This is a genomic window from Bacterioplanoides pacificum (assembly GCF_042648445.1).
In the GTDB taxonomy this organism is placed as follows: domain Bacteria; phylum Pseudomonadota; class Gammaproteobacteria; order Pseudomonadales; family Oceanobacteraceae; genus Bacterioplanoides; species Bacterioplanoides pacificum.
Genome location: NZ_JBHRYB010000001.1, coordinates 330,434 through 353,046 on the forward strand (window position 1 = coordinate 330,434; position 22,613 = coordinate 353,046).

24 protein-coding genes are annotated in these 22,613 nt (G+C 54.6%); 10 read left to right on the plus strand and 14 right to left on the minus strand.

Translation table 11 applies throughout. The features are described 5' to 3' along the window. Positions 1 to 198 precede the first annotated feature (198 nt). From glpE to ACFOMG_RS01575, 7 genes are read right to left on the minus strand one after another with little or no spacing between them, the layout of a single operon-like run. Positions 199 to 519: a thiosulfate sulfurtransferase GlpE gene (gene glpE, locus ACFOMG_RS01545; RefSeq protein WP_376864342.1), complete on the minus strand. Its 321-nt coding sequence runs from the start codon at positions 517 to 519 to the stop codon at positions 199 to 201. An 18-nt stretch (positions 520 to 537) separates the two neighbouring features. Then, the gene (locus ACFOMG_RS01550; RefSeq protein WP_376864343.1) at positions 538 to 1,362 is read right to left on the minus strand and encodes a symmetrical bis(5'-nucleosyl)-tetraphosphatase; all 825 of its coding nucleotides are present in this window, start codon (positions 1,360 to 1,362) and stop codon (positions 538 to 540) included. A 37-nt stretch (positions 1,363 to 1,399) separates the two neighbouring features. After that, positions 1,400 to 1,780 (minus strand): Co2+/Mg2+ efflux protein ApaG, encoded by a 381-nt coding sequence (gene apaG / locus ACFOMG_RS01555; protein WP_376864344.1) that lies wholly within the window; start codon positions 1,778 to 1,780, stop codon positions 1,400 to 1,402. Further along, positions 1,777 to 2,634, minus strand: a complete 858-nt coding sequence (rsmA, locus tag ACFOMG_RS01560; RefSeq protein WP_376864345.1) for a 16S rRNA (adenine(1518)-N(6)/adenine(1519)-N(6))-dimethyltransferase RsmA — start codon at positions 2,632 to 2,634, stop codon at positions 1,777 to 1,779. Before rsmA ends, apaG begins: the two co-directional genes overlap by 4 nt. Beyond that, entirely contained in the window at positions 2,631 to 3,629 is a 999-nt protein-coding gene (pdxA, locus tag ACFOMG_RS01565; protein ID WP_376864346.1) for a 4-hydroxythreonine-4-phosphate dehydrogenase PdxA, read from the minus strand. Before pdxA ends, rsmA begins: the two co-directional genes overlap by 4 nt. Next, on the minus strand, positions 3,626 to 4,906 hold the full coding sequence (locus tag ACFOMG_RS01570; protein ID WP_376864347.1) for a peptidylprolyl isomerase: 1,281 nt from the start codon (positions 4,904 to 4,906) through the stop codon (positions 3,626 to 3,628). The genes pdxA and ACFOMG_RS01570 overlap by 4 nt, the downstream gene beginning before the upstream one ends. Beyond that, entirely contained in the window at positions 4,896 to 7,394 is a 2,499-nt protein-coding gene (locus ACFOMG_RS01575) for an LPS-assembly protein LptD (protein WP_376864348.1), read from the minus strand. Before ACFOMG_RS01575 ends, ACFOMG_RS01570 begins: the two co-directional genes overlap by 11 nt. 124 nt (positions 7,395 to 7,518) lie before the next feature. Here ACFOMG_RS01575 and ACFOMG_RS01580 point away from each other — a divergent pair, with 124 nt between their 5' ends. The 3 genes from ACFOMG_RS01580 to djlA are packed head-to-tail and all read left to right on the plus strand — an operon-like array spanning position 7,519 to position 10,111. Then, positions 7,519 to 8,586, plus strand: a complete 1,068-nt coding sequence (locus tag ACFOMG_RS01580; RefSeq protein ID WP_376864349.1) for an aminoglycoside phosphotransferase family protein — start codon at positions 7,519 to 7,521, stop codon at positions 8,584 to 8,586. A gap of 5 nt (positions 8,587 to 8,591) precedes the next feature. Continuing rightward, on the plus strand, positions 8,592 to 9,311 hold the full coding sequence (murU, locus tag ACFOMG_RS01585; protein ID WP_376864794.1) for an N-acetylmuramate alpha-1-phosphate uridylyltransferase MurU: 720 nt from the start codon (positions 8,592 to 8,594) through the stop codon (positions 9,309 to 9,311). After that, positions 9,308 to 10,111 (plus strand): co-chaperone DjlA, encoded by an 804-nt coding sequence (gene djlA, locus ACFOMG_RS01590; protein WP_376864350.1) that lies wholly within the window; start codon positions 9,308 to 9,310, stop codon positions 10,109 to 10,111. Before murU ends, djlA begins: the two co-directional genes overlap by 4 nt. A gap of 5 nt (positions 10,112 to 10,116) precedes the next feature. Here djlA and arfB read toward each other — a convergent pair whose 3' ends face one another. Together arfB and trhA are read right to left on the minus strand one after the other, a co-directional pair. Continuing rightward, positions 10,117 to 10,557 (minus strand): alternative ribosome rescue aminoacyl-tRNA hydrolase ArfB, encoded by a 441-nt coding sequence (gene arfB, locus ACFOMG_RS01595; RefSeq protein ID WP_376864351.1) that lies wholly within the window; start codon positions 10,555 to 10,557, stop codon positions 10,117 to 10,119. A gap of 8 nt (positions 10,558 to 10,565) precedes the next feature. Continuing rightward, positions 10,566 to 11,228 carry a PAQR family membrane homeostasis protein TrhA gene (gene trhA, locus ACFOMG_RS01600; protein WP_376864352.1) on the minus strand — a complete coding sequence of 221 codons (663 nt, stop codon included), beginning with the start codon at positions 11,226 to 11,228 and terminating at the stop codon, positions 10,566 to 10,568. Between the two features lie 84 nt (positions 11,229 to 11,312). Here trhA and ACFOMG_RS01605 point away from each other — a divergent pair, with 84 nt between their 5' ends. Continuing rightward, positions 11,313 to 11,636, plus strand: coding sequence for a GIY-YIG nuclease family protein (locus ACFOMG_RS01605; protein ID WP_376864353.1), 324 nt, complete (start codon positions 11,313 to 11,315; stop codon positions 11,634 to 11,636). Here ACFOMG_RS01605 and ACFOMG_RS01610 read toward each other — a convergent pair. Then, on the minus strand, positions 11,633 to 12,367 hold the full coding sequence (locus ACFOMG_RS01610; protein ID WP_376864354.1) for a substrate-binding periplasmic protein: 735 nt from the start codon (positions 12,365 to 12,367) through the stop codon (positions 11,633 to 11,635). The genes ACFOMG_RS01605 and ACFOMG_RS01610 overlap by 4 nt on opposite strands. Positions 12,368 to 12,522: 155 nt before the next feature. Between ACFOMG_RS01610 and ACFOMG_RS01615 the strand changes: the two genes are divergently transcribed. From ACFOMG_RS01615 to gspD, 4 genes are all read left to right on the plus strand, one after another. Then, entirely contained in the window at positions 12,523 to 14,592 is a 2,070-nt protein-coding gene (locus ACFOMG_RS01615) for a neutral/alkaline non-lysosomal ceramidase N-terminal domain-containing protein (RefSeq protein ID WP_376864355.1), read from the plus strand. A gap of 157 nt (positions 14,593 to 14,749) precedes the next feature. After that, positions 14,750 to 15,511 carry a type II secretion system protein N gene (gene gspN, locus ACFOMG_RS01620; protein ID WP_376864356.1) on the plus strand — a complete coding sequence of 254 codons (762 nt, stop codon included), beginning with the start codon at positions 14,750 to 14,752 and terminating at the stop codon, positions 15,509 to 15,511. Positions 15,512 to 15,543: 32 nt separating this feature from the next. Further along, a complete protein-coding gene (locus ACFOMG_RS01625; protein ID WP_376864357.1) occupies positions 15,544 to 16,431 on the plus strand; it encodes a type II secretion system protein N in 888 nt (295 codons plus the stop codon). 15 nt (positions 16,432 to 16,446) lie between these two features. Next, a complete protein-coding gene (gene gspD / locus ACFOMG_RS01630) occupies positions 16,447 to 18,333 on the plus strand; it encodes a type II secretion system secretin GspD (protein ID WP_376864358.1) in 1,887 nt (628 codons plus the stop codon). Between the two features lie 26 nt (positions 18,334 to 18,359). On the opposite strand, the gene ACFOMG_RS01635 is transcribed toward gspD, so the two are convergent. Beyond that, entirely contained in the window at positions 18,360 to 18,956 is a 597-nt protein-coding gene (locus tag ACFOMG_RS01635) for a Maf family protein (protein WP_376864359.1), read from the minus strand. Positions 18,957 to 19,031: 75 nt separating this feature from the next. Next, entirely contained in the window at positions 19,032 to 19,616 is a 585-nt protein-coding gene (gene sodB, locus ACFOMG_RS01640) for a superoxide dismutase [Fe] (protein WP_376864360.1), read from the minus strand. A gap of 316 nt (positions 19,617 to 19,932) precedes the next feature. Between sodB and ACFOMG_RS01645 the strand changes: the two genes are divergently transcribed. Then, positions 19,933 to 20,727, plus strand: a complete 795-nt coding sequence (locus tag ACFOMG_RS01645) for a hypothetical protein (RefSeq protein WP_376864361.1) — start codon at positions 19,933 to 19,935, stop codon at positions 20,725 to 20,727. Beyond that, positions 20,727 to 21,575 carry a hypothetical protein gene (locus ACFOMG_RS01650; RefSeq protein WP_376864362.1) on the plus strand — a complete coding sequence of 283 codons (849 nt, stop codon included), beginning with the start codon at positions 20,727 to 20,729 and terminating at the stop codon, positions 21,573 to 21,575. Before ACFOMG_RS01645 ends, ACFOMG_RS01650 begins: the two co-directional genes overlap by 1 nt. On the opposite strand, the gene ACFOMG_RS01655 is transcribed toward ACFOMG_RS01650, so the two are convergent. Together ACFOMG_RS01655 and ACFOMG_RS01660 are read right to left on the minus strand one after the other, a co-directional pair. Next, entirely contained in the window at positions 21,565 to 22,056 is a 492-nt protein-coding gene (locus tag ACFOMG_RS01655) for a hypothetical protein (protein ID WP_376864363.1), read from the minus strand. The genes ACFOMG_RS01650 and ACFOMG_RS01655 overlap by 11 nt on opposite strands. 22 nt (positions 22,057 to 22,078) lie before the next feature. After that, positions 22,079 to 22,594, minus strand: a complete 516-nt coding sequence (locus ACFOMG_RS01660) for a hypothetical protein (RefSeq protein ID WP_376864364.1) — start codon at positions 22,592 to 22,594, stop codon at positions 22,079 to 22,081. Positions 22,595 to 22,613 lie beyond the last annotated feature (19 nt).

Genomic DNA, 22,613 nt, shown 5'->3' on the forward strand with positions numbered 1-22,613 from the left:
GTTATCGGATCTAACACCAGTATGGGTCAGGTTAGTTGCCTTTCGCCAGTAAATAATTGTGATACTTGTCTGCCAGCGAATGCTGGAAATCAGATGCAGGGGGCGTGCCGTCGTGAGAATTTTAATGAGTAAACAGGGTAGGAAAGGCAGCAAATACAGCTGCCGAAAGGAGAGCCGGCTCAGAGCCGGAGCGCTGCTTCAGCGCTCACATAAATCCGGATAACTGACTTTCCAGAATTCGTAACCACCGTCCAGGCTGTAAACATCACTGAAGCCCTGCTCAGCAAAATATTGCGCAGCGCCCTGACTGGAGTTGCCATGATAACAGCACACGATCAGGGGTTTTTGCTTATCACACGCGGCGATAAATTCGCCCAGGTTCTGGTTGTCGACACGCACAGCCTGGCAAATATGGCCAGCCTGAAAGCTCATCACATCGCGGATATCGGCAATCCGGACCTCGTTATTTTCCAGCAGTTGGTGTGCGTCTGCCGCCGCAATTCGTTTAAAAGCCGACATAATGTCTGGTTATCCTGATTAACTCTTTTTTTTGGGTTGCGCCGGCACGCGGAAAAATTTTTCATCGTCGAGCCGCAACGCGGTTAATTTTCCGCCCCAGACACAGCCGGTATCAAGGGCATACACATTGGGTGTATCTACTTTGCCTTCCAGCGCCGCCCAGTGGCCAAACAGCAGGCGACAGTCGGCCGCTTTTCGTTGCGGATGACTGAACCAGGGCTGATAACCACAGGGAGCGGTATCCAGTCCTTCTTTACTGACCAGGTCGAGCGCCCCCGTAGGGTCGATAAAGCGCATGCGGGTCAGATAATTGACGATCATGCGCTGCCGGTCGATCCCCCGCAGCGTCTTATCCCAGCGCTGCGGACGATTGCCGTACATCTGGCTGAAGAAACGCTGCGGCTCTTCACCTTGTATTTCCGCTTCCACTTCCTGAGCCAGGCGCCGTGCTTTGCGCACCCCCCATAAGGGTGGGATTCCGGCATGGCTCATGCACCAGTTACGTGCTTCGTCCAGATGCAGCAGTGGCTGGTGGCGCAGCCAGTCAAGCAGTTCATCACGGTCAGGGGCGCTGAGAATTTCGCTCAGGGTATCGTTGCGTTTACTTTTCTGGCCGGCGTAATGCACCGCCAGCAGATGCAGGTCATGATTGCCTAACACACTGATAGCCCGGTGTTGCAGACCTTTGAGAAAACGTAATACTTCAAGCGACTGCGGCCCGCGGTTCACCAGATCACCGGCGATCCATAAATGGTCACGGGTCGGGTCAAACCGGACCTTGTCCAGCAGCCGTTGCAGCGGTTCGAAACAACCTTGAATATCTCCGATTGCGTATATTGCCATTTTGGTATTCTTATTGCTATCCGGCGCGGCCGGTTGATCAGTTCAGGGCGTGGGGAATGGCGAGGGTAAACACCGGGATGGTGGCGTGAAACAGAGTGCCATCGGCGGCTTCCATCACATAATAACCGCGCATGCTACCGACTTCGGTGGCTAACACGGCACCGGAGGAGTAGTCATAATGTTCGCCGGGATCCAGTGTTGGTTGTTCGCCGACCACGCCTTCGCCGTTGACTTCCTGTACCTCACCGTTGCCATTAGCGATAAACCAGTGGCGGCTGCGCAGAGTAGCCGCCTGTTCGCCGTGGTTAATCAGGCGGATATGATAGGCAAAGACATAACGTTGCTCATCTTCCACCGATTGTTCCGGCAGATACTCGCTGATCACGTCGACTTCAATACTGTCGTCCAGTTGGCTCATACCTTCTCACTTTTCACTGTTTCAGCCGCCGCTTCTTGTTGTTGCTTATCGTATACCGCATCGGCGATCAGGACGTAATCCTGTAACGACAAACGCTCGGGACGCAGGCTGGTATCCAGCCCTAAGGCTTCGATTTCGTCGCTGCTGAGCAGTTTCTTCAGGGTATTACGGATGGTCTTACGACGCATGCTGAACGCTTCGCGGACCACTCGTTGCAGTACCCGGGCGTCTTTTGCCGGGTAGGGCAGCTCATCGTAGGGCTCCAGCCGGACGATGGCGGAATCCACTTTGGGTGGCGGATTAAACGACCCCGGACCAACGATAAACAGTGGCGAAACCTTACAATAATATTGCGCCATAATGCCCAGCCGGCCGTAATCGGAACAACCCGGTCCGGCGGCCAGCCGATCAACCACTTCTTTCTGCAGCATAAAATGCATGTCTTGCACCAGGGTATGGTGGCTTAAAAAGTGGAAGATCAGCGGTGTTGAGATGTTATACGGCAGATTACCAACAATCCGCAGCTGTTGTGTGTCGTGTTGCAGCAGCTGACGGAAATCGAACTTCAGTGCATCGCCTTCGTAGATATTAAAATCCGGATAGTTGAAAAACTTAGTACGCAGAATCGGGATCAGATCGCGATCCAGTTCTACCACGTTCAGCTTGCCGCTGGCTTCCAGTAGTGGTTCGGTTAACGCGCCCATGCCCGGGCCGATTTCCACCAGACAATCGTCCGGCTTGGGGTTAATCGCACGCACGATTTTGTCGATCACGTAATGATCGTGCAGAAAGTTCTGACCAAAACGCTTACGCGCTTTGTGGCCATGCTGGTTGGGGTTCAGGGATTTGCTCATAAGTGGCTGGCCATCTGGCTGGCAACATCGATGGCGGTATACAGGCTGCCCGGGTCGGCCTGGCCTGTGCCAGCCAGATCGAGCGCGGTACCGTGATCCACCGAGGTGCGGATAATCGGGAGTCCCAGGGTAATGTTAGCGGCACGGCCAAAGCCGTGGAATTTCAGCACCGGCAGACCCTGGTCATGATACATGGCGAGGGTGGCGTCGGCCTGGTCTAACAGTTTGGGGGTATACAGGGTGTCGGCCGGTAATGGGCCAACCAGGTTGATGCCTTCCTGGCGCAGGCTTTCCAGAGCCGGGTTAATAATATCCAGTTCTTCGCGTCCCAGGTGGCCATCTTCACCAGCGTGGGGGTTGAGCCCGGCAACCAGAATTCTTGGTTGTGGCAGACCAAAGTAGGTTTGCAGGTCGCGGTGCAGAATACGGCTGACGCGCTGGATGCGGTCGGCTGTGATGGCATCGGCCACCTGCCGTAACGGCAGATGAGTGGTGACCAGTGCCACTTTTAAATCGCTGGTGGCCAGCATCATGACCACTTCCGGCACACCACAATAGTCGCGGAAATATTCGGTATGGCCGCTGAATACCGGGCTGTCCGAGTTGCTGCCCAGTGCATCATTGATGACACCTTTATGCACCGGAGCGGTGACAATGCCCTGCCATTGGCCATCAAGGCAGCCTTGTGCTGCCAGCCGCAGAGTGGCTAACACGTAGTGGCTGTTGTCCGGGTTCAGCTGGCCGGCAACCACCTCGGACTGCAGTGCCACCGGTGCCACCCAGAGCTGGCCTTCGGCTGCTGGTGTGGCCGGGCAGGCAGGCGAAAACTCGAGGATTTCCAATGGCAGCCGGAGTTGTTGCGCCCGCTGTTGTAATAACAGCGGGTCAGCGATCACCACCAGTTGCTGGGCGTATGCCTGCTGCGCCAGCTGGACACAAAGATCCGGGCCTATGCCGGCCGGTTCGCCGGCGGTAATGGCAAGGCGGATGGTCATTGCGCTTCCTTGATGTCGACATACGCTTCGGCGCGGATTTTACGCAGCCAGATTGGCAGTTCTTCTTCAAAGCGGCGGCTGTATAACATCTGGCGTACCTGATTACGCTGCTTTTCGGCACCGACATCGGTTTGTTTGCGTTCCTGAACCTGCAGGATATGCCAGCCAAACCGGCTTTCAAACGGTTGGCTCAGTTGTCCGGGCTGAGCAGCGGCCATGGTTTTATCAAACGCCGGCACCATGTCGCCGGGGCTGACCCAGCCGAGATCGCCACCACTGGCGGCGCTGCCCGGGTCGTCGCTGAATTCACGTGCCAGTTCCGCAAAATCTTCACCGGCCTGCAGCCGTTGATAGAGTTGATCGATCAGCTCTTTGCTGCGTGCGGCATCACGCAGTTCGTTGGTCTGAATCAGGATATGACGCACTTTGGCCTGGGTCACCAGCTCGGTGTTGCCGCCGCGTTTATCGCTCAGTTTGACGATATGAAAACCACTGGCACTTTTGATCGGGTCACTGATGTCGTTGATTTGCATCGCCGGAATCACATCGGCAAAAATGCCGGGTAACTGGGCTTCTTTACGCCAGCCCAGGTCACCACCTTTCAGCGCGTTACGGCCGTTTGACTGAGCGATTGCCAGCTGGCGGAAATCGGCGCCATTGCGTAACTGATCTACCAGTTGTTGGGCTTTTTGCTGAGCCTGTTGCAGATCGGCGGGGCTGGCCTGAGATGGAACGGCAATCAGGATATGCGCCAGCTGGTATTCTGCGGCAGAGGCCATTTTGCCGAGTTCGGAGGCGAGAAAATAATCGACATCCTGATCGGTGATCTGAATCCGCTCTCCGACCTGGAAACGCTGCACCCGGCTGACCCGCATTTCATCCCGGATCTGATCCCGCGCCAGGGTAAAGGACACCCCTTCTGCTTCCATCGCCTGGCGGAACTCAGTCAGGCTCATGTTGTTCTGTGCAGCGATACGGCGGATGGCATCGTTCAGTTCGGCATCACTGATACGGACGCCGCCGCGGTCCGCCATCTGCAACTGGATGCTTTCCAGAATCATGCGCTCCAGCACCTGCTGGCGTAATACCTTAGCGGCGGGTAAAGAGGCACCACGATTCTGGCGCTTTACATCGTTAACGCGTTGCTGCAGTTCACTGTGCATGATGATGTCTTCATCCACTACGGCAACAACATGGTCGATCGGCACCGGGGCACTGTGGCTGGTGACAGTCAGCAGGCTCAGCAGGCCTGCGCAAATCAGGGATTTAAAAGTCATGATATTTTCGTCTTGAGTATCCGGTTACTGCATCCTCGATGATGGCGTCGGTACCACCGCCCAGGGTGGTCAGGCCTTTAAGCTGGATGCTGAGCATAAAGCCGTATTTCTTGTCTGTTGTGAAGTTGTTGTCCGGATCGGAATCCTGCGGCGAGGACTCACGATACAGGAACTGAAAACGCCAGCAACAATTCTGGTATTCAAAACCCGCCAGCGATTCTAATACATCGTTCACCGGGCGACGTTGTTCACCTTCATACGAGCGTAAGTCGCGCAGCTGTCGGCCAACCAGCGCCCAGCGCTGGTCGAGTGCCCAGAAGAAGCCCCAGTCGAGCTGTTTGGTGGTGACATCGACCTGCTCGGTGGTGTCGTTAAAGGCCTGAACTGTGTTGGTCGACAGATTCAGCATGCGATTTTCCACGCCTTCAAAACGCAGGCCATAACGCCGTTGCCGGGCGTAGTTCTCGTACGGATCCCATTCCAGCGTATGGTACAGCGACCACTTCTCATCCGGGTTCCATTCCACTTCTGCCAGTGTGCTGGAGGTGGCCTGAGTGTTCGCCTGAGCCAGGGTGTCGCTGGCATTGAGCTGCACCCGGCGGTCGTCGTTGTAATAGATCCGGCCGATACTGGCACGGAACTGCTCCAGACCGTCGTCACGGATAAAGCGGCTGGTTAACCCCACGCTGACCTGATCCAGATCGGCCAGCCGGTCACCGCCGGTAAAGCGTTCGCCACTGAACAGGCTGGCAAAGGTAACGGTGCTTTCGGTGGTATCAAAGCTGGGAATTTTTTCCTGGCCGCTCAGGTACGGGCTTTTCACCCAGAACACGCGGGGCTCAAGGGTTTGCTGATAGTCATTGCCAAACCAGTCGAACTCGCGCTCAAAGTACAGTCCGGCATCGACACTGTAGCGGCTGACGGCATGGCTGAACTGTTGCTCATCGTCACTCAGATTGAGGCTGTCGTCGGCGTTCAGTAGCTGGTACTGGCGATAGCGGTATTCGGCTTTGGGGGTCAGGAAACCAAATGGCCATTCCATGGGATAAGCCAGTGCGGTTTCAGATAACAGCCGGCGGCTGTTCAGCGCATCAAAGCCGCTCAGTTCAACATCAAGGTTATTAATTTCGGCCTGATCATCACGGCTGAAACGGGTGTATTGCAGTTGTTGCTGCAGTTGCCAGTCGTTGATTACGGTTGGCTGATATTCCAGATTGAGCTGCGGCAGGCGCCGGTAAGGGCGGTTGTTCAGGGCGATGGTTTCGTCAACGGTCTGGAAACTTTCGCCGGTGATATCAAAATGCCAGGCATCGCGGTTGTAGAGAATTTCACCGCGACGCGGCAGGTGAGTGGTGCGGTCGATGGCGGCGGTGGGTTTCATATCGCTGAGATAATCTTTGTCGCTGACCTTGTTGTAGACCCAGCGGTGTTGCCAGTGCTGGCTGATATCACCCTGTTGCTGATAGTTGATCAGGTAACGTTCACCGGCTTCTTTCTGATTGTTGGCGTCTGGCGCCAGAGCCGCGTTAAAGTCCTCAAACTCCTGCCGCTGCTGGTCGTCTTCACCGAGGTAACCATAGTTCAGCTCACCGTCACCGAACCAGCGGGTTTTATGACGCAGTTGTGCTTCCCACAGCAGACCGCGATCAAGGATGTGGTGTGGCGTGATGGTGGCGTCCAGGTTGGGGGCAATGTTCAGGTAAAACGGCAGTTGAATATCTTCCGCCTGCAGTTTGCCGTTGACGGTAAATTTCGGATCGAGGAAGCCGGTCATACGCTGGTCGCCAATCGGGAAACGGTAATACGGCAGATACATCACCGGCACATCGGCCACCCGCAGCCGGGCGTGCCAGGCACTGCCAATCCCTTTTTCCTGGTCGAGATTAAGCTCTGAGGCAGCAATATCCCAGTCGTTGGCCTGGGGTTCGCAAAAGGTCAGGGTGGCATTTTCCAGGGTCAGCCGGTTTTCGCCCTGACTGGCGATCAGCCCGGCGCTGCCACGAATATGACGCGTTGGTACGGCATATTCAGCCGCACGGAAGGTAACCTGCTGTTCGCTGTCTACCTCGGCTTTGTCACCGTGCAGCGTAACCTGAGGTGTTCTCAGGGTTACATCACCGGAAAAATAGCCGGACTCAGTGGCCGGGAACCAGTTGGCTTGCTGGCCGGTAAGAATGCGGTCGAGCTGGCGAAATTCAACGTTACCGGCAAAATACAAATCGCCGTTTTTTTCTCGTTGGGAATCATCGGCCTGAACTTCGATGCGTTCATTATCCAGTTCCGGAATATCGGCAACCCGGTAATTGCCGGAGCAGAACTCGGGTAATTGCTGCTGTTGTTGTTCGTCCAGCAGCGCGCGGGGATACCAGTTGAGGAAGCCCGGCTCGCTCGAGGATGCCCGCTGAGCCTGGGTCGGTGCTGTCAGTAATGCGCCGCAAATCGCCACAAACAGTGCTTTCAATCGAATTGTGTCACGTCGGATTGTCATAGTGGCCGTCAGGCGCCTGTCCATTGAGTTAACTGTGTTACATTACGGCTGATTGGCAGGCCACCATTGATGGCCCCAGCGCGCAGGCGCACAATTCTAGAACGACTAACCCTGAGAGGCCAGCATGGATCAGCGACGCGACCAACTCGCGCACTGGGCAGCCGACATCATCCGGCAACAAACTGAATGGCAGGTGAATGCCGAACTGGAGGTGGTATCCGGTGATGCCAGCTTCCGCCGTTACTTCCGCTTACGTGCCAGCAGTGGCGATGGTCAGCCGCTGAGCTGGATCGCCGTCGATGCGCCCGCCGATAAAGAAGACAACCCACGCTTTGTCGCGATTGCACAGCGTTGGCGCAGCCACCAGGTGGCGGTTCCGGAAGTACTGGCACACGATTTTGACCAGGGTTTTATGTTGTTGCAGGACTTTGGTGATCAGTTGTTATGGCCGGCGTTGCATGACGGTGATGACCCCGGGCAACGAACCCGGCTGTACCGGGCGGCCATTGAACAGTTGTTACATATACAGTCTCTGGCGGCTGATGATTTACCGCGTTATGACCCAACGTTGCTGGATCAGGAAATGGCGCTGTTCCGCGACTGGTTATGTTTGCGTTTGCTGGGTATGACGCTGACGCCGGCGGAGCAACAGATGTTGCAGACAACGTTTGCGCTGTTGCGCCAGCGGGCGCTGGCCCAGCCTCAGGTGGTGGTACACCGCGACTTCCACTCACGTAATCTGATGCTGTTGCCGTCAGATTCCGGGTCAGAGGCGGCGCTGTTAGGGGTGATCGATTTTCAGGATGCGGTGTGTGGTGCCGCCAGTTACGACCTGGTGTCGTTACTGCGCGACTGTTATGTGCGCTGGCCGGACGAACTGGTGCAGCAACTGGCGCTGGAGTACTGGCAACAAGCCACAGCCGCCGGGATTGTGCACAATAGCAGTGAACAATTTTTACACGACTTTGACTGGATGGGGCTGCAACGTCATCTGAAGGCTGCCGGTATTTTTGCCCGTTTGCATCTGCGTGATGGTAAAGACGGTTACCTGAACGATATTCCCAACACCTGCCGTTATCTGCTCGATATCAGTGGTCGCTATGCTGAGCTCAGCGCTTTCCATCAGTGGCTGAAGCAGCGCTTTATGCCGCTGCTGAATCAGCGTTTCTGCACAGAGGAACAACCGGCGTGAAAGCGATGATTCTGGCGGCCGGGCGCGGCACCCGTATGGCACCGCTGACCGATCATTGTCCTAAGCCGCTCTTACCGCTGGCGGGCAAACCACTGATTCAGCATCACATTGAAAAGTTAGTGGCCGCCGGGATCGATGAGTTAGTGATTAATCATGCCTATCTGGGACACATGATTGAGCAGCAGCTGGGCGACGGCAGCGCGCTGGCTTGCCGGATCCGCTATTCAGCGGAGTCCCGTGCGCTGGAAACGGCCGGAGGAATTTTACAGGCGTTGCCGTTATTGGGGGATGAGCCGTTTGTGGTGATCAACGGTGATGTCTGGTGTGACTGGGATTATCGCCAGCTGTTCAGCCGGGCTCAGCAGTTGCAACATCCGGCGCGGGATCAGGCGCCACAGGACCTGGGCTGGCTGGCGTTAGTGGCCAATCCGGAACATCACCCGGGTGGGGATTTTGGGCTGCAACAGGGGCGGGTCTTAGCGCAGCCTGATCATTGTGGCTGGACCTTTGCCGGCATCAGTGTGTTGTCGCCGCAGCTATTTGCCGGCTTACAACCGGGTGAGCAGCGACTGGCGCCACTGTTAAGAGCCGCGATGGCAGACGGCCGTATCGCCGGTGAAGTTCTGAATGCCAGTTGGGTTGATGTGGGCACACCGCAACGTTTGCAACAGCTTGAACAACAGCTGCTGGCTGGCCAGCCGGTGCGATCCGGAGGGCGCCAATGAATTTTTTTATCGGCAAAATAATCGGCGGTCTGCTGGGGTTGCTATCCGGTGGACCGTTTGGCTTATTGATTGGTGCCTTCGCCGGCCATCTGGTTGATCAGAAAATTGGCCAGTTACTGCTGGGCCAGGCATCTCCGGGCTCGTCTGGGCGTGGTGATTTGTCGGTACAGCAGGTGTTTTTCCGCACCACGTTCCGGGTGATGGGGAAGCTGGCCAAGGCCGATGGCCGGGTCAGTGAATCGGAAATTGCCGCCGCGACCAGCATTATGGATCAGATGGGGTTAAGCGGTGCTCAGCGCCAGCAGGCGATCAGCTTCTTCAGTGAAGGCAAACAGCCGGGGTTTGATCTGGACCCTGATCTGGCGCTGCTGAAACGGGTGATCAGCCAGCGCGCGTCGCTGGCACAGATGTTTCTCGAAATTCAGCTCAGTGTGGCGTATGCCGACGGACAACTGGCACTGGAGGAACGTCGCCTGTTCAGCCGTTTATGTAACCAGCTGGGCATCAATGCGTTTCAGTTTGAGTGGATTCATGGCCGGGTAAAAGCGGCACTGGCAGGACACTCAGCGCGTACGGCCAGCAGCGAGCGGCAGCAGCTGGCGAATGCTTATGCGGTGTTAGGCGTTGAGCCAGCGGCATCGGACGCGGAGTTAAAAAAGACCTACCGCAAACTGATGAGCCAGCATCATCCGGACAAACTGGTGGCCAAAGGCCTGCCGGAAGAAATGATGAAGCTGGCGAAAGAAAAAACCCAGCAGATTCAGACCGCTTACGACCTGATCAAAAAAGCCCGCAGCTGAGCGGCCTAATAATCTACCTTGCGGCGCATGGACTTGGTCTGGCCGCGTTTTACTTTGCTGTCGACCCGACGTTTCTGCGAGCCTTTGGACGGCCGGGTCGCGATCCGTTTTTTATCGACTCTGGCAACGCTACGAATCAGCTGTTGCAGCCGTTGCAGGGCATCTTCGCGGTTTTTCTCCTGAGTACGGAACTGTTGTGCCTTAATCACGATCACGCCGTCTTTGCTGATGCGCTGATCGTTCAGTTGTAACAGCCGTTCGCGATAAAACTCCGGCAGGCCGCTGTGGTGAATATCCAGCCGCAGATGGATGGCTGAGGATACTTTATTCACATTCTGGCCGCCGGCACCCTGGGCGCGGATAGCACTGAGGTCGATCAGCCGCAGCGGTATCTGTATCGTTCGGCTGATGATCAGTGCGTCGTTTTCAGTAACAGGCAAAGTCATAATACGAGTTATCCGGGTACCGGAATATCCGCCATATAAAAGGCGATGGCCCAGAAATGGCAAAACACACCCGCCATTACAAACAGATGCCAGATTTCGTGAAAGCCAAACCAGCGCGGCCACGGGTCCGGCCATTTCAGGCCATAGACGATGGCGCCCAGGGTGTAACTGATGCCGCCGTATAACATCCACCACTGGGCCGGTTGTGGGATGGTTTCCATCGCCGGGCCTGCGGCAAAGACCACCATCCAGCCCATTGCCAGATAAATGACGGTGGATAACCAGCGTGGGGCGCTGATCCAGGCCAGTTTTAACACAATACCGGCAACGGCCAGGCCCCAGACGCTGGCGAATAAAATCCAGCCGGTGGTACCGTTCAGCGGAATCAGGCAGATCGGTGTATAAGTGCCGGCGATCATCAGGAAAATAGCCATATGATCGATGCGTTTCAGCCAGCGGATGGCTGCGTCACTGGCGTGAATCAGGTGATACAAGGCGCTGCTGGCAAACATCAGCAACATGGTGGTGCCGAATATGGCAAAGGACACCATATGCCAGATATTGCCATGCAGGGCTGCCTGCACGCTGAGAATACATAAGGCCACGATGGCAAAAATGGCCCCGGCCAGATGGGTCAGGCCACTGATCGGGTCGCGGAAAACACTGTGCATATCACTCTCGTTATAATAGCTATACGTGGTTGTTGAACAGGCGCTACCATACGTTTTTTTGTACCACTTAAGTAGGGGGAATTGATGTTGCCTGTGCAGCAAACTGAGTCTCCGGCCGCTCAGGGCTGGTGGCTGTATCTGATCCGCATGGCATCGGGTCGGCTGTATTGTGGTATTTCCACCGATGTCGCCCGGCGCCTGAAGGAACATCAGGGCTCCGCCAAAGGCGCCCGGGCGTTACGCGGCAAAGGGCCGCTGACACTGGAGTTCAGCCAGTTAGTGGGAGACCGCAGCAGGGCGCTGCGACTGGAATATCGGATTAAACGCTGGAGTAAAGCGGATAAGGAAAAACTGATCCGGGGTGAAAAAACATTGGCGGATGACGTTGAGGCAGTAGTAGCTGATTAAAGGTGTTTTTCCATAATGGCATCGATGTCGATTTTTTTCAGTCCCTGGTTAAAGATTTCGGCGATGGCTTTTCCCTGCCGGGTGTTGCGGAAGCAGATATACAGCTGGCGATTGTCCAGCAGCTTGTCGTTAAAGGTGGCTAAGCCGGCTTTGCCTTGTAACGATGGGTCGGTGTTAAACAGATAATGCATGACATTACGATCAATCACGGCCAGGTCCAGGCGGCCATTGATGACCTTTAGTATATTGTGCCGGTCGCTGATCACGGCTTCAGTTGCCAGTTTGCCTTGCTGCACCAGGGCATCAAATTCGTCGGTATTAACATAATCCTGCACCACACCAATGCGGTAGGGCTGCAGGTCTTGTAGTTGTTGCCAGTCAACCGGTTTGGCAGTTTGCTGAATAAAGCCCAGCGGACCGCTGCCCATCGAGTCGGAATAAATAAACTCGCTGGCAATGTCCTGGGAATAATACTCGGGGAAATAACCGATGTAGCGACTCTGACTGTCTTGGGCCAGAGATACGGCCCGGCTCCAGGGGAAAAAATCCACTTTTAACTGATAACCCATGGCGGCGAAGGCGGCCCGGGCGACAGCGACAGAAGCTCCCTGTTGAGCCAGTTTCTGACCCGAATAGGGCGGCCACTCAAGGGATGTCAGGCGGATGACGTTATCCTCGCTGGTCGCGGATAACGTTGTCATCAGAAGTAAGATCAGCAATATGCTGCGCATGGAAGTGCCTTTCGGGTCGCTGTTTATGCCTAGCTTAGCCGAGAGCCGGCGGGAAAAAACCCGTTTTACCTGTCTTTTCCGACCGATCGTGATTTTTTACAGTCTCTGTGGTACAAACGTACAAAAATAATAACCACTGCCAAGCAGACATTCTTATGAAAACGCTCCTTCCCCTGATGCTGGCCATGCTGTTATCAGCCTGTGCCGCCACAACCGACATCGTTGTACAACAGCCGGATGTCACACCTACGGTCGCCAGCGGTCAGGCCAGCGCCTGGGCGCTGTCCGTTGATATTACGCCACCACCGGGGATGCCGATGGGCGGCTATTCGGTGATGGCCAACAAAGGTATGGGCTTCCGTACCCGGCTGAAAGCGCGGGTGGTGTATCTTAACGACGGCAACGGCAATGCGACGGCGCTGGTGCAAACCGATTTATCCGGCAGCTCGTTACTGGTTCACCATATGGTGTCAGAGCGGGTTGCGGCACAAACCGGGCTGATGCCAAAAGATATCGTGATCACGGCTTCTCACAGTCATTCGGCGCCGGTCAATTTTTACGATAACGATTTCTATAACAAACACATGTCCAGCGGTCAGTGGCTGGAGCAGGACTTCCTGGCGTTTGTGACCGAGCGCATCAGTGATGGCATTGTGCGCGCCCAGCGGCAACAGAGACCGGCCCGTATCGCTACCGGTAAGCGTGATATCTATGGCTTTAACCGCAATCGTTCGCTTGATTCTTATGTGTTGAATGAGAATGCCGGTGATATCGACCTGGAGGACCCGCAGGCTAAGTTCCGGGCGGTAAATCCGTCTTTGTATATGGTGCGGGTGGACGTTGCCGATGATCAGGGGCGTTTTATGCCACTGGCGGCATTCTCCAGTTTTTCCGTCCATGCCACGGCATTGTCGGTGCCGGTTGAGGTGTACAACGCTGATTTGTTTGCCTATGCCCAGAAAGATCTGGAGTGGGGCATTGCGCGTGAGAACAAAACGCCGTGGCCTGTGGTTCATGCATTAACCACAGGTACCCAGGGGGATATGGCGCCGGCGTTACCGGAGCATGGCGATAACACCTTTGGTCATCATGAGGTGAACTGGAAAAATGCCCGGATTCTGGGGCAGGGAATTGGCCGCGAGGCGATGCGTCTGTTCCGTGAACTGGGGCAACAGCTGACCGCTGATATCAGCCTGACGACCGCGGCGCGGGAAATTAATATCCGCAACCACAATGTCATTGGTGATATTGAGCTGTGTGACGAGGGCGCGGTAGGTAATACCGTGGCGGCTGGTGCTTACGAACGCCGTACTCCCTGGCTGGCTGCCATCCCGTTCTTTAAGGGAGGCAATCTTATGTCTCGTCGCTGGTGGTTCTTTAAAGACGGCTGTCAGGGAAACAAGCGCCATCTGGGTTTTTCGTTCCTGCAGCCGTTAATTGAGCCGAAAGACAGTTTCCCGGATACCGTGTTGTTCCAGATTATCCGTATCAATGATATGGCGGTGCTGCCATTGCCGTTTGAGGTGACCACTGAATCCGGGCGACGTATGTCTGCTGCCGTAAAACAGGCCTTTGCTGCCAGTGATCAGCCGCTGAATTATGCCTGGGTCTCGAGTATCAGTAATGGTTATTTTGGTTACACCACCACGCCGGAAGAATACCGCCGCCAGAATTATGAAGGTGGCCACACTCTGTATGGACAATATTCGACTCCTTATCTGACCGCCCGCCTGGCTGAACTGGCACAGGACATAAATGAGCAGGGCGGGTTACAGGAGTTGTTGCCGCAATGGCGCTATCAGCTGAAAACCAATCATTTTCTGCCGCCGGCCAGTGCAAGCCAGGGGCGACGTCAGTGGCTGCAGCAGGCCAGCCTGCAGCTGGCGCAGGAAGACAACGAAGAAGACTATTACCGGGTGCGCTGGCAGGATGTCGGGGCGGACAAAATCGACTGGCATCAGCCACTGGTGCGGATAGAAATTCAGCAGCAGGGTCAGTGGTATCCGCTGCAGGTCGATGGCGTGCCGGTGAACGACGATGGTTATGATCTGGAAGTCCGTTATCTGGACGAACGGGACCAGGGGATGGGGGAATATGAAAGCCGCTGGTACAACCCATTGCCACAGGGTACCTACCGTTTTGTCATTGAAGCCCGCCATGGCCAGGCGCGGCTGATATCAGAGCCCTTCGGCTCAGCACAACAGATTAGCGCACGGCGCTCATAATAAAGATGCAAAGCTGTACGATGTTACAGCAGGCCCGGTTGTCCTCAGGGGGCGAATCGGGCCTTTTTTACAGGACTGTCATATTCCCCCATTACACTTTGCCGCCCTGTTCAGTAGAATGCTCCGCTCACATTGAAACGGATAATCATTAATCACCATGTTAAAGGCCATTTGGGCAGCCCGCTGGTACGTGTTATTGGGCTTTCTCGTTTTCATCGTCACTCTGGCGGCCACTACCCCTCTACACTTTGTCTGGAAGTATGCTGAGCCATACAGCCGCTCTTTGCCGGTTAACATTCAGCGTGTGTCCGGCACTTTGTGGCACGGTCAGGCACAGTTACAGGCACCTCAGATCGGAGCACTGGAACTCGACTGGCAGCTGAGTCCGCTGGCACTGCTGGCCGCGCAGGCGGATCTGCAGCTGCAGGTGCGTGGTAACGGGCTGGACTTGCAGACCAACGCCGTGCTCACCGCGTCACAGCAACTGACATTAACTAATACCCGCGGTTCTGTGTCGTCTGCCTTGTTGGAACCGATGTTACGCCGCGGCCGTGCCAGCCTGGCGGGGGAGTTTGAGATCAATGCACTCGCAGCCCGTATTCAGCTGGCGGAAAAACGCATTGATGAGCTGGATGGGCAGATTATTTTCAGTGGTGGTGATGTCGGTTTTCCGGTGGATGGCAAACCGATTCAGGCGCAGTTGCCGCTGTTGGTCGGGCAGCTGCAGAATGAACAGGATAAATCGCTGGTGAACATCGAGACCCAGGAAGGTTTGCCGATCGGTCAGGCATTTTTACAGCAGGACGGTTGGGGAGGCGTGGCGATTCGCCGTCGCTTCCTCGATATTCTGGGACAGCGCTGGCCGGCTGAGGCCACCGAAGAAACGGTAATTTTTGAAGTGTCCCAGAAGATTCTATAACCTTGGGCGCTTTACAACGGAGTGACAGAAAGTTGGCGACAGCTGGGCAAATATCAACACCGCAGGCCGTACCTCTGGCCCCCTGGCAAAAATGGCTGCTGGTGGCCGGTAAACTGACATTAACTGTGCTGATTGCGGTTCAGTTGGCGGTATTAGTGTGGATGACTATTGCGCCACAACCGCTGTATCTGAAAGCACCGAGCCAGGGAGGCGTTAAGCTGTCAGAATCAGAAACTGGCGTGCGCGGTACGGCACAATATCACTTATTTGGTGAAGCGAAAGATGAACCCGTGGCGGTGGTTAAGGAAGAGGTGGATGCTCCGGAGACCCGTCTGCGCCTGACGTTGCTGGGGATTAATAAAGCATCGGTGGCGGAAGACTCCAGCGCCATTATTGCACCGCAGAATGGTCGTGGTGACTTTTATAAAGTTGGCGATACCGTGCAGGGGCGTACCAAGCTGGCCGGGGTGCAACATGACAAAGTGGTACTGGACACCAATGGTAAGCTGGAAACTCTGAAATTCGATGAAAAGGTCAGCCGTGGTATCTCCGCCCGTTCGGTGGCCGCGCCTAAACCCCGGGCGAACAAAGGTACGATTCGCCAGCGCTTCAGCAAAGTCCGCTCTGCATCCGAGTTTATGGAAATGGCGAATGAGGAGATGGCGCAGAACCCTGAAGCGGCGCTGAATGAACTGGGGCTGGAATCGGCGGGCGCCGGACAGGGCTATCGGGTTCAGCCCGGTTCTATTCTAACATCGCTGAAACTGGTGCCCGGCGATATTGTGTTATCGGTAAATGGTCAGCGTCTGGGTGATCTGGAAACCGATAAAGCCATCCTGGAGCAGGTGGGTACAAGCGGCAATGCGCGTATTGAAGTGCAGCGTGGTAATAATCGTTTTGTGGTTAACCACAAACTATAAAGAAAGGACATAAGTGTGTTAAAGCGTTTTTCAATCGCTGTGTTAATGCTGGTAGCCGTGTGTAATCCGGCGCTGGCACAGGAAAACTGGCAGATTAACCTTAAGGATGCGGATATCGGTGCATTTATCAGCCAGGTTGCTGATATTACCGGTAAAAGTTTTGTTATCGATCCGCGGGTAAAAGGCAAGGTCAACGTCCTCAGCAGTGGGGCTGTGGATCAGGCCGGTGTCTATGAGCTGTTTTTATCCGTGCTACAGGTACATGGTTATGCGGCCGTCCCGGCCGGTGATGTGGTACTGGTGGTTCAGCAGAACGAAATCAAGCAGCAAGGGCGTGATCTGGAAGCCAAGATCGGTGATGAAAGCCAGGAAATGCTGACCAAAGTCATCGCGATTAAAAACACGCCGGCGCTGGATCTGGTGCCAATCTTACGGCCGCTGGTGGCTAAATACGGTCATCTGGCCGGGGTAAAATCGGCCAATGCGTTAATCATTTCCGATCACTCAACCAATATTCGCCGGATTGAACAGATCATCGAACGACTGGATAAATCCGGCGTTGAAGAGCTGGAAGTGATTCAGCTGAAAGAAGCCTGGGTCGGCAATGTGGTGACCATGTTACAGAACCTTGACCCGGCGAAAGTAGCCCAGGGAAATAGCTCCAACTCAGGTAATACCTCAGGGAGTATTCGGGTGGTTGCCGATGAGCGCAGTAACCGGCTGATTATTAAAGGTGAAAAAAGTGCCCGTGAACGGGTACGTAAATTAATCCAGGAGCTGGATCAGCCATCGTATTTCAGTGGCAGTGCTCAGGTGATCCGGTTGCAATATGCCGATGCGAAAAAACTGGCCGAGCTGCTGAAAGGTCTGCTGTCGGAGGCACCGTCGTCCGGTAAAGATGCCAACCAGGCCAAAGGTAAAGCTGGGATTCACGCCGATGAAGAACTGAACGCACTGGTGGTACGTGCTGAACCTTCGCTGATGAAAGAAGTGAAGGAACTGGTGGCGTCGCTGGATGTGCGCCGGGCACAGGTATTGATTGAATCAGCCATTGTTGAAGTAACCGGCAACGTGAATGATGCTTTGGGGGTCCAATGGGGTGTTGGTGACCTGGATAATCCGGTCGGTGGTACCAATTTCGATAATGCAGGTCCGTCGTTGTCAGCCATCGCCGGCTCCATCGCCACCGGTAATCCGGCGGCGGCGATTGGTTCTGGTTTGACGTTAGGCGCCTATCAGGAAGTGGACGGTGAAGTATCCTTTGGTGCTGTTATTCAGGCGCTGCAGAGTGATACCAACACCAACTTGCTGTCGACGCCCAGTATTATGACGCTGGACAACCAGGAAGCAGAAATTATCGTCGGTCAGAACGTGCCTTTCCGCACCGGTTCGACGGCCTCTAATAACAATACCAACCCGTTTACCACTATTACCCGGGAAGATATTGGTATCACGCTGAAGGTGAAACCTCATATTCATGACGGAGAAGCTATTCGCCTGGAAGTGGAAGCGACGGCAGAATCAGTATCCACCACCAGTGTGAATGGCAGTGCTGACCTGATTACCAATAAACGCTCGCTGAAAACCATGATTTTGTCGGAAAACGAAGAAACCATCGTATTAGGTGGCCTGATTCGTGATGATGTACGTGAAGTGCAGAGCAAGGTGCCGTTGCTGGGGGATATTCCGTTATTAGGCTGGTTATTCCGTTCTACCTCAACCGAGCAGGTGAAGAGTAACCTGATGGTGTTCTTACGCCCGACCATCGTGACTGAGGCGACCAAGGCCAAGCAGCTGACCGAAGAAAAATTTGATGGTATCTGGGAATTCACCCTGTCGGATGAGCTGGCAGTCGACGATGTTGATGCGCGGATGGAAAAATTATTCCGCGGTTTACGCTAAGCGCACAAAGGGCTGGCCTGCTGTTATCAGCGGGCCAGTTGCAGTGGATTTAAACCCGCCTGGCGCATCAGCTCCAGTAAACCAATTAACGGCAGGCCTATCAGGCTGTTTTCGTCCCGTCCTTCCAGCCGTTGAAATAAATTGATCCCCAGCCCTTCCACCATAAAGCTGCCTGCACAGTGCAGCGGCTGTTCCAGGTCGATGTAACGTTCGATATCGCTGAGTGACAGCTGGCGGAAATGCACATTAAAGGGTTCGACCAGGCTATAGCACTCGTGGCTTGCGGCATTCAGTAAACACAATCCGGTAACAAACTGTACTTTCTGGCCACTTGAGCGCTGCAGCTGAGCGATGGCGTTGCTGCGGTTCAGCGGTTTGCCACAGATTTCACCGTTAATAACAGCGGCCTGGTCGCTGCCGATAATCCAGTGTTGTGGGTAATGCCCGGCCAGAGCCCGGGCTTTTAAACGCGCCAGGCGCTCAACGTAGGTGTCCGGGCTTTCGTTTGGCTGCGGTGTTTCGTCGATATCCGGAGACGCGCAGTCAAACGGTATGCGCAGCTTTTGCAGAATGGTCTGGCGATAGACTGAGCTGGACGCCAGTAATAATTTAAAGTCCGACATAAGTCATCCTGATCATAACCATGAGGCAATAAAAAAGGAGCCGAAGCTCCTTTTTTATGGATATTTAACGCAGGATTATTTAGCGAAATTTTCGTTCGCGAAGTCCCAGTTAACCAGTGCCCAGAAGCCATTCAGATAGTCTGGACGAACGTTACGGTAATCAATGTAATACGCGTGTTCCCACAGGTCGACAGTGATCAGTGGTGTTACACCGTCTTCAGTGATCGGAGTCGCTGCATTAGAGGTATTAACGATGTCCAGAGAACCGTCGGCCTTTTTCACCAGCCAGGTCCAGCTGGAACCAAAGTTGTTGACTGCCATGTCGTTGAACTTGGCTTTGAATTCTTCGAAAGAACCAAAAGCGGCATTGATTGCATCAGCAACGGCGCCAGTTGGTTCGCCACCGCCGTTCGGGCTCAGGCTGTTCCAGTAGAAGGTGTGGTTCCAGATTTGTGCTGCGTTGTTGAAAACACCGCCGGAAGACGTTTTGATGATGTCTTCCAGGCTTTTGCCTTCAAATTCAGTACCGCCGATCAGACCGTTCAGCTTAACCACGTAGGTGTTGTGGTGTTTGCCGTGGTGAAATTCCAGAGTTTCCTGAGAGATGTGTGGCTCAAGAGCGGTTTTTTCGTACGGCAGTGCTGGTAATTCAAATGCCATGATGAGTCTCCATTTTTGCTAAGTCGGTCATTGCTGAGTCAGTTGCATTCCCGCCTTCATCGTGGAGCGGGTAATGTTGGTAATCAGTAATCTGGGGACGAAGCTCGGGTATTTCAAGCCGTCCCTGTTGTGCGCTGAAATAATAGCACCGCCGAATCGGCCACGCTACGCATGTAAAATGTGTGGATTTAGTCGCGAGTAGTGCGAAAAACGACTGTTCTGTGGGGGCCGGAGTTCCCCCGGGTGGCGCTCTGCGGTACTATTTCGGGCAAAAATCACCGACCAGTTTTAGCTGGCATGACACAGAGTGTGACCTATGGATAAGCAAAAAGAACCCATTGTTCCGGATATGAAACCGTCACCGGAAGATATCGAATTACGTAAACGTCAAATGGCAGCGCGGCGTCAGGCAGCGCAGCGTGCGGCAGCGGCTAAGGCTCCGGCAGCAGCAACAGCGGCACAACCGGCGAAACAAACTCTGGCAGTGGTGGCACTGGTTGTAGCGCTGGTGATGGCCGGCGCGGCTGCATTTCTGTTTATGCAGCTACAAACTCTGCAACAGCAATTCAATCAGGCTCAGGGAATTATTGCCGATCAGGGAAAAAACCTGCAGAAGCTGAATGATCAGCTATCAGCCACTGGCGAAAACGCCAACTTATCGGTGGATGCTCTGAAGATACTGGTGAAAGAAAACAATTCGGAAATCCGCAAGTTATGGGATGTCTCGAATAAACGTAATAAATCCAGCATCAATACGAATGCCCAGTCGATCAAAAGCCTGAAATCTTCCGTTGCTGCGGTGAAAAAAGCACAAAGTACGGCTGAAAAAGCGCAGAACAGTGCCCTGGCTGCAACGAAAAAAGATATCACTCAAACCGTCGACAACAAGCTGGCGGGCCTGACCAGCCGGGTGAAAACTGTTGAGGCAGCGGCAGCCGATGTCGCCACTGCGCAGTTGGGAATCAGCCAGAACAGCGAAGCGTTACAAGCGCTGGAAGCGAAAGTGGCGAAAATTAAAACCGGTGGCGATGTGGGCGATATGAAGCTGGAAATTGAAGATATTCAGATCCGCCTCGATCGCATTCAGAACGCGCTGGGTGGTGCGCAGTAATGTCGTCTGCGGACGGGTTATGGCACATTACAGCAGGCGCAGCAGATTTTAATCAGCTGCGCCTTGTTGTTTCTGAGGCGCTGGCAACAGACGACGCTGCCAGCGCTGCTTTCCAGCTGGGGTATGCCAGCGCTACCCCGTCGGTGGCGTTCTTTTTTGCTTATCAGCTGGCGGTTCGTCAGCTCGATTCTGAGCTGGCAAATGATCAGTTTGCCGCGTTTGCTGCCTCCGAAAAAGGTGTGCGCAGTTCTCGTGACTTCAGTACCGCGGCGCAACAGCGGGAGGATGGCAGTTGGCGCATTTGTGGCCAAAAATCGCATGTGATGTTACTGCCGCAGCAGGCGCTCGATTTTATTTATGTGCTGGCCAATGATGCGCAGCAGCACCTGTGTTGTTTTAAGGTGGCTGCGTCTGCCGCGGGGGTTGAAGCCATTGAGGCAAACAAGCCCCAGTCATTTGTGGTCGATATTCCTCACACACCAGTAGTGTTTAATAACGTGTCGTGTGAAACCGGTTATGTCCGCGACCGGGCGCACCAGACGTGTTTCAAGCCGTTCCGTTATTGGGAAGACGTGATGGTGGGGCTGGCAATGAGTGGCTGGATGACGCGCCATAGTGGTCATGAGCAGATGGCTGAAGTTGTGGCCTCGCTGCAGCAATGTTATCGCCGGCAACCTGACTACTATTGTGCTGAGGTGTTTGGTTTGCTGGATAAGCTGCTGGCACAGCTGGATGAGGTAGCGGCGTTGCTGCCGGCAGAACAGCGACAGGTATGGCAACGCGACCGCTTGTTATTGCAGCTGGGCTCCGCTGCACGTCAGGCAGCGGCTGCTAAATTCACGGTCTGACGCTGGCTGAAACCGAGACGTTGGAGCGGATATTACGTGCTGCGCCGTCAAAGTCGGCGCCACGATAACGGATTTCTCGGATAACGGTTGGCCCGCTGCTGGCATTGAAACGGGGAGTATTCTGTTCGCTGTCAGGCTGTTTAGTATCGTCTTTTTTGATATTGCGCCCCAGATTGGCCTGGGTCAGGGTTTCTTCTACCCCGGGTGTCTGTGGTTGACCAGCAGCGGTCGCTTCCATCACACCGGTGACCACGTGGGTATCCATTTCTTTATTGAGCAGGCGGGGAATCTGAATGCTCTGGGAGGTGGTGCGGTTGTAGCGTTTGGCGCGGCTGTAGTTGTAGTGGTGTGTGCGGTGGCGGGCTTCCTGGATGGCTGTGAAAATGTCGTCGGAATAATAATCATCGTGTTGTGGCGAAACCGCCAGAACCGCAGAGCTGGCTAATAAACAGGCGCTGAAGAAGAAACTGAATCGCAACATAACCTATCCTGTTATTGAATAATTATGGTCTGACCCGGGCTGTAATCGAGACGTTGGCACGGATCCGGCGTGAAGCACCGCTGAAGTCTTTACCGCTATATTTAATTTCTTCGATATAGGTTTCGGTTTCCGACTGTTCGACCTTTTGTGGACTGCTTTCTTCTTCCTGATCCGGGCTGGCTTCATCCAGTTCGTCGGTTTTGTTGGTTCTGCCCAGGCTGGCCTGGCGTACCGGAGCCTGCACTGCTGTGGCCTGTTCACCGGCGGCTGTGGCGCCAACAGCACCTTCGATCATCTGCTGATCCATTTCGGTGTTTAATAACTTAGGCAGGTCGAAACTGCGGGAGGTGGTGCGGTTATACCAGCGCGCTCCCACGTAGCGATTATCCACCGGGTTGCGCTTAGCGTGTGCGACGGCATCGTCGATTTCCGTCGAATAATAGGCCTCGTTCCCTGGCTGGGAATAGAGCAATGGGCTGGCCGTTACCAGGCAAGCCAGTGCTGAGATGAGAATCAGCTTTTTCCTTTTGCCATCCATACAAATGACCCTATCGCTT

Excerpts from the sequence above, each read along its gene's own strand:
- glpE (WP_376864342.1), bottom strand. The coding sequence starts at position 519 with ATGTCGGCTTTTAAACGAATTGCGGCGGCAGACGCACACCAACTGCTG.
- ACFOMG_RS01550 (WP_376864343.1), bottom strand. The coding sequence starts at position 1,362 with ATGGCAATATACGCAATCGGAGATATTCAAGGTTGTTTCGAACCGCTG.
- apaG (WP_376864344.1), bottom strand. The coding sequence starts at position 1,780 with ATGAGCCAACTGGACGACAGTATTGAAGTCGACGTGATCAGCGAGTAT.
- rsmA (WP_376864345.1), bottom strand. The coding sequence starts at position 2,634 with ATGAGCAAATCCCTGAACCCCAACCAGCATGGCCACAAAGCGCGTAAG.
- pdxA (WP_376864346.1), bottom strand. The coding sequence starts at position 3,629 with ATGACCATCCGCCTTGCCATTACCGCCGGCGAACCGGCCGGCATAGGC.
- ACFOMG_RS01570 (WP_376864347.1), bottom strand. The coding sequence starts at position 4,906 with ATGACTTTTAAATCCCTGATTTGCGCAGGCCTGCTGAGCCTGCTGACT.
- ACFOMG_RS01575 (WP_376864348.1), bottom strand. The coding sequence starts at position 7,394 with ATGACAATCCGACGTGACACAATTCGATTGAAAGCACTGTTTGTGGCG.
- ACFOMG_RS01580 (WP_376864349.1), top strand. The coding sequence starts at position 7,519 with ATGGATCAGCGACGCGACCAACTCGCGCACTGGGCAGCCGACATCATC.
- murU (WP_376864794.1), top strand. The coding sequence starts at position 8,592 with ATGATTCTGGCGGCCGGGCGCGGCACCCGTATGGCACCGCTGACCGAT.
- djlA (WP_376864350.1), top strand. The coding sequence starts at position 9,308 with ATGAATTTTTTTATCGGCAAAATAATCGGCGGTCTGCTGGGGTTGCTA.
- arfB (WP_376864351.1), bottom strand. The coding sequence starts at position 10,557 with ATGACTTTGCCTGTTACTGAAAACGACGCACTGATCATCAGCCGAACG.
- trhA (WP_376864352.1), bottom strand. The coding sequence starts at position 11,228 with ATGCACAGTGTTTTCCGCGACCCGATCAGTGGCCTGACCCATCTGGCC.
- ACFOMG_RS01605 (WP_376864353.1), top strand. The coding sequence starts at position 11,313 with ATGTTGCCTGTGCAGCAAACTGAGTCTCCGGCCGCTCAGGGCTGGTGG.
- ACFOMG_RS01610 (WP_376864354.1), bottom strand. The coding sequence starts at position 12,367 with ATGCGCAGCATATTGCTGATCTTACTTCTGATGACAACGTTATCCGCG.
- ACFOMG_RS01615 (WP_376864355.1), top strand. The coding sequence starts at position 12,523 with ATGAAAACGCTCCTTCCCCTGATGCTGGCCATGCTGTTATCAGCCTGT.
- gspN (WP_376864356.1), top strand. The coding sequence starts at position 14,750 with ATGTTAAAGGCCATTTGGGCAGCCCGCTGGTACGTGTTATTGGGCTTT.
- ACFOMG_RS01635 (WP_376864359.1), bottom strand. The coding sequence starts at position 18,956 with ATGTCGGACTTTAAATTATTACTGGCGTCCAGCTCAGTCTATCGCCAG.
- sodB (WP_376864360.1), bottom strand. The coding sequence starts at position 19,616 with ATGGCATTTGAATTACCAGCACTGCCGTACGAAAAAACCGCTCTTGAG.
- ACFOMG_RS01645 (WP_376864361.1), top strand. The coding sequence starts at position 19,933 with ATGGATAAGCAAAAAGAACCCATTGTTCCGGATATGAAACCGTCACCG.
- ACFOMG_RS01650 (WP_376864362.1), top strand. The coding sequence starts at position 20,727 with ATGTCGTCTGCGGACGGGTTATGGCACATTACAGCAGGCGCAGCAGAT.
- ACFOMG_RS01655 (WP_376864363.1), bottom strand. The coding sequence starts at position 22,056 with ATGTTGCGATTCAGTTTCTTCTTCAGCGCCTGTTTATTAGCCAGCTCT.
- ACFOMG_RS01660 (WP_376864364.1), bottom strand. The coding sequence starts at position 22,594 with ATGGATGGCAAAAGGAAAAAGCTGATTCTCATCTCAGCACTGGCTTGC.